This is a genomic window from Streptomyces sp. NPDC050549, assembly GCF_040655035.1.
Taxonomy (GTDB): Bacteria; Actinomycetota; Actinomycetes; order Streptomycetales; family Streptomycetaceae; genus Streptomyces.
In genome coordinates, this window is sequence record NZ_JBFAJD010000052.1 from 43215 (window position 1) to 51700 (window position 8486).

The 8486-nt window shown below is 66.4% G+C and carries 4 protein-coding genes and 1 pseudogene; 4 read left to right on the forward strand and 1 reads right to left on the reverse strand.

Annotated elements, in window-relative coordinates; genetic code table 11:
* Window positions 1-369: 369 nt before the first annotated feature.
* On the reverse strand, window positions 370-1731 hold the full coding sequence (locus AB0I51_RS43075) for an aminomethyl transferase family protein (protein WP_362984093.1): 1362 nt from the start codon (window positions 1729-1731) through the stop codon (window positions 370-372).
* A 1328-nt stretch (window positions 1732-3059) separates the two neighbouring features.
* Between AB0I51_RS43075 and AB0I51_RS43080 the strand changes: the two are divergent.
* From AB0I51_RS43080 to AB0I51_RS43095, 4 genes and pseudogenes are all read left to right on the forward strand, one after another.
* Window positions 3060-3320: pseudogene (locus tag AB0I51_RS43080) on the forward strand (cupin domain-containing protein); the annotation flags it as partial.
* 444 nt (window positions 3321-3764) lie between these two features.
* Window positions 3765-4520 carry a dienelactone hydrolase family protein gene (locus AB0I51_RS43085; protein ID WP_362984095.1) on the forward strand — a complete coding sequence of 252 codons (756 nt, stop codon included), beginning with the start codon at window positions 3765-3767 and terminating at the stop codon, window positions 4518-4520.
* Between the two features lie 208 nt (window positions 4521-4728).
* A complete protein-coding gene (locus AB0I51_RS43090; protein WP_362984097.1) occupies window positions 4729-5943 on the forward strand; it encodes an NAD(P)/FAD-dependent oxidoreductase in 1215 nt (404 codons plus the stop codon).
* A gap of 770 nt (window positions 5944-6713) precedes the next feature.
* On the forward strand, window positions 6714-8246 hold the full coding sequence (locus AB0I51_RS43095; protein ID WP_362984099.1) for an MFS transporter: 1533 nt from the start codon (window positions 6714-6716) through the stop codon (window positions 8244-8246).
* Window positions 8247-8486: the final 240 nt, after the last annotated feature.

Consider the following 8486-nt stretch of genomic DNA (forward strand, 5'->3'; position numbering starts at 1 on the left):
GGGCGCTTCAACCCGATCGGTGCTTTCGTCGGCACCTGCTTCCTGGGGACCGGGATCCTCGGGCTCCAACCGCTGGGAGCCAGGCCCCATCCGCCTCCTGCGGAGGTGTCGGAGACGGCGCGGACTCAGGCAGTACAGCCATGCCTGATGACTGTTGAGCATCGGCCTCGGCCAGTGTTCACCAGAGCCTCGGCAGGCTCGCACAGAGCCGCCGAGGCAGTTGTGCCCGTAGCCGCCGCTGTGCTCGTAGCCACCGAGAGGAAGCCGATCACGCCGGCGGCGAACCGTACCGCGCGTCCCGCATCCTGCGGTTGTACACGCAGCGCGCCGTGTGCGGGGCCACGGCGACGCGCGTCCACGGACCCTCGGCTACAGCACGGAGACGTCCGTTCGCCGCCTGTCGGGCTTGAAGGGCAGTGCGGCCACCGTCGCCCGGATCTCGCGCTGCGAGGTTCCCGGCTTCCCCCACACCACCACCACCTCCGTCCCGGGCGCCGCGTGGGCCGGGTCGATCACGCAGAGGGAAATGGTCGATCGCAGGTTCACGCTGATCGTCCTGCCCGTAGAGACGCCGACACACTGTCCGCCGACGAGAACCTGGTCGTAGACCGGGCCGCGCCCCCGGGGCAGTTCCATGGCGTCGGGCAGGTCGCCTTCGCCCAGCGTCGCGGCGAGGATGGCGGTGACGTCGGAGGCGTTCCAGCGCAGACCGACGAGCGTCCTGTACGGCTCTGCCTTGGCGGCATCGGCGACCAGCGCGTCGCGGCCCAGGAAGTCGCGGTCGGGGACACCCTTGCGGAAGCCCCAGCCCAGTTCGGCGGGCTTGCGGAAGTAGTCGGTGACGCCGTTCTCCGGTACGAAGCTGCCTCCGGGGAACGCCATCCTGAACTGCCTGGGCACGGCGGGGGTGACGACGGACGAGGAAATGTAGTCGAGGCCGTTGGTGGCGATGCCCGCCTCGATGTGCTGGACGGGCTGGGACCGGAAGCCGAGTTGGCGGATCCCGAACTGGCCGCCGCTCTCGACCGCGGCCGACCAGATCTCGTTGGCATGCCCGGCCGGGCCGTGCAGTTCATAGCCGAGTTCGCCCGAGATGCCCGTACGGAGGATGCGTACGGGGGTTCCGTTGACGCTGGACATCCGGCTCCGGCTGAACGCGATGTCCCGCAGGCTCTCCCCGGTCAGCTTCTCCATCGTGTTCAGGGCGGCCGGACCCTGGATCCCGAAGATGAACTGCTCGGGGCTGACGTCCTGGATCTCCACGTCCCAACTGCCCTGACTCGCCTGCCACAGCAGCCAGTCCCCGCTTCCGGCCGAGTAGAAGAACTCCTCCTCGCCCACGCGGCACAGGACCCCTTCGGACGCCACCCAGCCATTCTCGTCGAGCTGGACGTGATGCTTGATCTGTCCGTGCTCGAAGCGGGACAGGTCCCTCATGCCGTGCCAGGCAAGGAAGTCCTGCGCCTGGCTCCCCCGGACGACGAGCTTGTGCAGCGGCGACCAGTCGCCGATGTAGCAGGAAGCGACGTGCGCACCGCACTCGTCGATCCAGCCGGTGTACTCAAGAGGCAGCAGGGTCTGGGCGAAGTGGCCATAGGCCTGAAGGTTGTTGCTCTCGGCCTGGGCTGCGGCGGCCGGGCTGAAGTACGCCGGCCGCTCCGCAACGAAGGGTGCGTCTTTCAGTCGCAGGACTGCTTCGTAGGTGGCGCGCTGGGCTTCGGTGATGTCCACGGGTCATCCTCCCGCTCATGGGCTATGGGGTTACGGGCTATGGGGTATGGGCTATGACCCAAGGGCTGCCGGGCTGCCAGACCGTCGGAAACGTGCGGCTTTGTCGGCCGGCCCCGCTCCGGTGGGGTGACGCCCAACTTGGCCGCGTTTTCCGTCAGTTCGCGCCGGGCCTTCGACGCCACCGGTACTCCCTGCGCGGCCCGCGGTTCGGGTCCGGCCACGCTGGCGCTGCGCTCGCCGGGGTAGTACACGCCGTTCGCGCCGTCGGCGACCGGGAGCCCCTGGAGGGTGTTTCAGAGTGCCCTCGACGGCCGCAGCTGAGGCGCTCGGGTCGTCGAGGGCGCCGACTCGAAGGCAAAAAGCACGGAGTTCTGGAACTATTTGCGGCTTCTGTGCTTTTCCGAGTGGAACGCGGGGAAGGTCGGCGCGCCGACCAGCGCGCCGGTGAAGAGCTCGACGACCAGCGACATGCCGGAACCCTTGGCGCCGCCCGGAGGAAGGACATGACTGCCTTCTCCGGGTCAGTGGTGGGCCTGCCGCCTTCCGTCGCGGCGGTGCCCTCGGGCAGCGGGGTGCCGCTCGCCATCGAGGGCTCGCCCGAGGTCGGCGGTGGTGGCGATCGGTGCCTCTCCAACGACCGGGTTCACGACCGGGGCCGTAGGTCCGGTGGCACATTGGCACCACTTGCCCGCTATACATGCGGACGGCGGGGTAGCCGTGGTCGTTGGTCATGGCTGGATGCCCTCTCAGGCTTTGAGGATTCAGGAGGCGGGGCTCTCCTGATAGCGGTTGGTACACAGCACCCAGATGAAGTGAGGCGGGGACGTCTCGTTTACGCAGGTTCCGTAGGGCTCGTTGACGCGGTCAAAGTCGGCGACGTGCTCGACCCGACCGCCGCAGGGGGCGCGCAGGAAGCGGAAGGCGTTGGAGTCGATGGTGTGTCGGCCGAACCGGCGTGCTTGTCGCCAGTCCTTGGGCCGGTACCTGCCTTTTCTTCCCGGCACGTTGCAGGCGCTTACGGGCACGGAACACGACGCCGTGCAGTGCCAGGTGACAGTACAGCCCGGTAGGGGGTTGCTCACCCCTCCAGGACTGCAAGGTAAAGCTGCACGGCGGAGGACATCCCTTCACCGGGACGCAACCTACTGTCGAAGGGCGCAGGACCGTGGACCGGAGAGAAACCGGGGATCACCGCCTTCATCAAGGCCGCGTCCGCACCCCGCTGGACCACGGCGGCCTCGTCGTGACGACGCCGCTCATCACCATGTCCTCAGCGGGTTGAGAGAACCTCATCACCAACAGGATGAGCATCTACCCCGCCGGACTCAGGAGCGCCGCCGCACTCGCACAACTGCGACGAGCACGTCACGATCCCTGAGGGCGAGGCGGCTGTCGTGGTGAACGGTGAGGTGACCAAGCTGAAGCGGTCCGACACCGCATACGCCCCTCCCCGCTCCCCGCCTGTTCCGGAACATCGGCGACCGCCCTCTGCGCATCCTGTGGGTGTACTCGTCGGGACACGTACCACGGATGTTCACCGAGACCGCAAGACTGCGGAACGCCGGCAAGCCCGGGACCGGATGGGTTGAAGGCGTCCGGCGACCGCCATTACCTGCCCCATCGCCTGCTCGGCCGTCGGCGACAGCGCGCACTCCGGCAACGCGAACTGGGCGCCGACATCCATACACCGCGACCCGCCTCAGCGAGGGGACGGACAGCCTGGAAGGCGTATCGACTCCCCTTTCTCTCCCCGTGCGGACAGGCGCGAATCCGCGCCGACTCAATTCAGACTTCATTTCCGTGAGCAGATTGCAGGCATTCTGTCAATTCAAGTATTCCCTGACCAGGTTTCCCGTACTGCGTCAAGGCCAGAGAGTAGGGGAAGCGTCACTTTCCTCATGGGCGCTGCAGAGGTCCCAGGCCGGGCTAAAATCGAGCGCCGGGACCACCTGACACCCCGAGCCGTAATGCCGAGCTGTACCCATTGCGAATATCCGTCAATTTCCGATCAAAAGAAAGGGAGAGAGATGCGTATGAGTACTACGCAGGGGATGACCGTGAACATCGCGACGCAGGACGGCACAGCTGATGCCTACCTGGTACACCCTGATGGGGTGGGCCCGTTTCCCGGCGTTCTGCTCTACATGGACGCCTTCGGGCTTCGCCCGCATCTGATGAAGATGGCCGCCCGTCTGGCCTCGGCCGGATATGTGGTCCTGGTACCCAACATCTTCTACCGCCACGGACGAGCGCCGGTGATCGACCTGCCGGACTTCGTGGACCCGGCCGAGCGCCAGGAGCTCTTCCAGCGACTCGGGCCGCTCATCCAGTCCCTGACGCCGGAGTCGACGATGCGGGACGCCGACTCCTACCTGCGCTGGCTGGCCGAATGCCCGATGGCCGTGCGTGGACCGATTGGTGTCACCGGCTACTGCATGGGTGCCGGCCTGGCGCTGCGCACGGCAGGAACCTATCCGGACCGAGTGGCCGCCGCGGCCGGTTTCCACGGCGCCAACCTCGCCTCCGCCGCGCCCGACAGCCCGCACCTGCTCGCCGACCGCATCAAGGCCGAGCTGTACTTCGGCCACGCCGACCAGGACCGCGCACTGCCCCCCGAGCAGATCGAGCGTCTCAGCGAGGCCCTCGACGCGGCGGGCGTACGCCATCACTGCGTGGTGTACCCGGGCGCACACCACGGCTTCACCCAGGCGGACACCGCCGCCTACGATCCCGAGGCCGCGGAACGCCACTGGGCGGCGCTGCTGGACCTCTTCGCCCGCACGCTCTGACGCGACGAAGAAGTGCCGCGGGCAAAAACTCGGTCCGGCACCCACCGGTGAAATTCCGCTGAACAACTCCATCGCACACAAAATTGCATCCCGGTCGGTAGTCCGGGGCGCAGCCATTCACTGTTACGTCTGGCTGCGTCAACTGCTCTCTCTTTCGGAGAGGCCCAGTGTGCTCCCTCGTACGAAACCAATTGCACTGGGAGTACTTTTGTCTGGGACGCGTATCGCCATCGCCGGCGGCGGTCTTGCCGGGATGACCCTGGCCCACTACCTGAACCGGCACGGCCTGGACGTGGCCGTCTACGAGCGTGACACCGGCATCGCCGCCCGTGAGGCGGGCTACCGGATCCACATCAACTCCACCGGCACGTCCGCCCTGCACGCAGCCCTGGAACCGCGGCTGTGGGAGCTGTTCCTCGCGACCTCCGGCATGCCCGACGACGACATGCTGCTGTTCGACGAACAGCTCAACCTCCGCCCGGGCCGCGACAAATCCGCCACCGAGGGCACCGGGGTGCCCACCGACATCCCCGAGCACCTGGTGGTGTGCCGCTCGACACTGCGCCGGATCCTCTACATCGGTCTGGAGAAGGCCGTGCACTTCGGTATGAGGGTCACGGGATACCGCTCCAACCCGGACGGCACCGTGACTGTGCTCCTGGCCAACGGAAAGAGCGTCGAGGCCGACGTGATAATCGCCGCGGACGGCATCCACTCCGGCGTGCGGGCCCAGCGGCTGCCGCAGGTGGAGGTCGTCGACCTGGCCGCCCGGCACATCGCCGCGAAGGTCCCGATCACCGAGGAGACCAAGGCCAAGCTGCCGGCCCAGCTGTTCAACACCTTTTCGCTGGCCTACTCCTCCGACTGGACCGGACTCACGCTCGGCCCACTGGAGCGCAGCAACCCCGGTTCTCCGCTGATCAAGGAACAACACCCGGACTTCCAGGACGAGGCCACCAAGAACTACGCGCTCAGCATCTTCAACTCGGTGGAGAGCCTCATGATGCCCGACGCCGAACTGTTCACCGCGACCCCTGAGCAGCTGAAGGCGTATGCGCTGGAACGCGTGGCCTCCTGGCACCCGGCCCTGGTGGAGACGGTCCGTCTGTGGGACACCGCCACGGTGCAGCCGCTGACCTTGCGCAGCTGTCTGCCCGTCAGTGCCTGGGAACCCTCGAACGTCACCGTGGTGGGCGACGCCATCCATGCCATGAGCCCGGCCCTGGGCATCGGCGCCAACACCGCACTGCGCGACGCACACGTTCTCGGAGGGCAACTGCTTGCCGCCGTGCGGGGCGACAAGGACGTCATAGCCGGCATCGGCGCCTACGAAGAGGCCATGCGGGACTACGGGTACAAGGCTCTCCGGAGGTCCGCAGCGGTGGGCGAGAAGGTGATAGGCCACCTACCGTTGCCCGCGTAAGCAGCCCTCGCGCAGCCACGCTCAGCACGCGACAGGCACGAGACAGGCCTCATCGGTGTCGGAGCCCTCAGTGAACACCGGGTCTCGGCACCGATGAGAGCCAGGTCACGCTGAGGACGAGACGTCAGCCGCGGAGGTCGCACGGGGCGCCGTCCTGGATGTGACCAGGACGGCCGCTGCATCCGGCACCGGTTGGGCCGGCTTGATCCAGTCTTCGTCCGTCATCGCGCCGGACCGCATGCGGTGAGGGACGACGCGGACTTTGACGGACGACATCCGCATGCCGACGCTGAGGTGGTCGAGGTCGGTGAAGCCGGCGAGCCGGGGGCTCGCCCCTGTGGAGCAGCGGATTTCGGCTTCACTCGTGTTGCGCCGCACGCACGGTCCAGCTCTCCCTCGACCGGGGCGGCCTCAGCACTCCGGTCGCCGATTTCCGTATACAAGAACGCCCAAAAAACGATCCTGGATTTGACAGCGTCACCAATCAACGCTCGAAGGAATTTCGATATCCTTCCGCTCGATCACAAATCTGTCACCGACGTCAAGCGCGAAAACAATCACATAATTGGGGGTGCCCGTCGCCGAGAGCCGAGGTGTTATGTTTCATTCGACCTCGAGACAGGCTTGTGCGCCGCATCCAGCTCTATCAGCAATGGGTAACAGGGTTTGCCTGCGGTCTCGATCGTCCCGGAACTCAACCTGATGTTCCACTTCCCTTTCTCGCTCTAATGGAATTACCGCGTCTTCCGGCCCTCCTAAGGAGTTCTCCGTTGTCTGCCGACAGCACGATCACCACTCCCACTCAGACGGGTGCCGATGCGGCTGAGGCCTCCCCGGGCAACCGACACCTGGGCATCGCGCTCTGCGTGATCGCCGCGGCTCAGCTGATGATGGTTCTTGACAACACCATCACCAACATCGCCCTGCCCTCCATACAGACCGACCTCGGCGTCTCCGACGCGAACCTGGCCTGGATCGTCAACTCCTACGCCCTCGCCTTCGGCGGCCTGCTCCTGCTCGGAGGCAAAGCCGGCGACCTGTTCGGACGCTTGCGGATGTTCCAGGTCGGCATCCTCATATTCACCCTCGCCTCCCTGTCGGGCGGACTCGCCCCGAACGAAGGGCTGTTGCTCGGCGCCCGAGTCTTGCAGGGTGTCGGCGCCGCGCTTGCCGCTCCCAGCGCGCTGGCTCTGATCACCACCACTTTCCCGGCGGGCAGGTCACGCAACACGGCCATGGGTGTGTACGCCGCCATGGGCGGCATCGGCGCCACGGTCGGCATGCTGCTGGGCGGTACGTTGACCGACGCTCTCAGCTGGCGCTGGGTGTTCTTCGTAAACATCCCTGTCGGCCTGGCCGTCCTCGCCGGAACGAAGACCCTGGTCGAGGCCGAACGCCACCCCGGCCGCCTGGATGTACCCGGCGCGATCACGGGCACGGGTGGCCTGATTGCCCTCGTCTACGCCATCACCCGGGGCGGCGAGCACGGTTGGACGAACGGCCTGACACTGATCTCCTTCGTGACGTCCGCCGTGCTGCTGTCCGTATTCCTGCTCCTCCAGTCCCGCGTACCGAGCCCGATGATGCCGTTGCGTATGTTCAAGGACCGTAATCGCAGCGGCAGTTACACCGCGATGTTGCTGATCGGCTCGGGCATGTTCGCCACGTTCTACTTCCTGACGCTGTACATGCAGCTGGTCCTGGGCTACAGCGCGATCCAAACCGGCTTCGCCTATCTGCCTTTCAGCATCGGCATGTCCGCAGCCGCAGGCCTCAGCTCCAAGCTGGTTACCCACTTCGCACCGCGACTGATCGCCGCACTGGGTTTGACCGTTGGGGCGGCAGGCATGTTCTGGTTCGCCACCCTGGAGACCGACTCCTCGTACGCAGCTCATCTGGTGCCCGCGATGTTCGTCACCGCCACAGGACTGGGGGCTGCCTTCGTCCCGCTGACGGTGACTTCGGTCAGCGGCGTGGACCACCTGGACACGGGCGTCGCCTCGGCGCTCCTGAACACCGCCCAGCAGATCGGCGGCGCGCTCGGTCTCGCGGTTCTGTCGACGATCTCCACTTCGGCAGCCGACGACAAGCTGCCTGAGGCGGCTTCCCGTCTCTACCGAGGCCTCGCCACCAAGGACTTCGGGCTGGTGTCGAAGGCGAGTGAGGCACTGACGCACGGCTACACCACGGCCTTCGTCGGCGCGGGCGCCCTGTTCCTGGTGGGCGCAGCGGTCACAGCCCTGGCCATGAACTCCGGCAAGCAGGAGCACGCGGAGGGCGCTGCACCCGTCCACATGGGCTGACCTCGCAAAGGGCGATCCCACCCCTACGTGGGCGGTGGGGGACGACATTCCCAGCTGTGCGGCCAGATGGATCCATCCGAACTTCAAGACGCCAGAACGATGTGCGGCGCGAGGCATCGCACCGTGATGCCAAGCGCCCACGGAGAAAGGACTTCCCAATCGTGATGTCAAGCCGCAGCCGTGACGGGAGGTGAACCTTGATAGCACTGTCCGTCACGAAGCATCGCCCACAAGACGTTG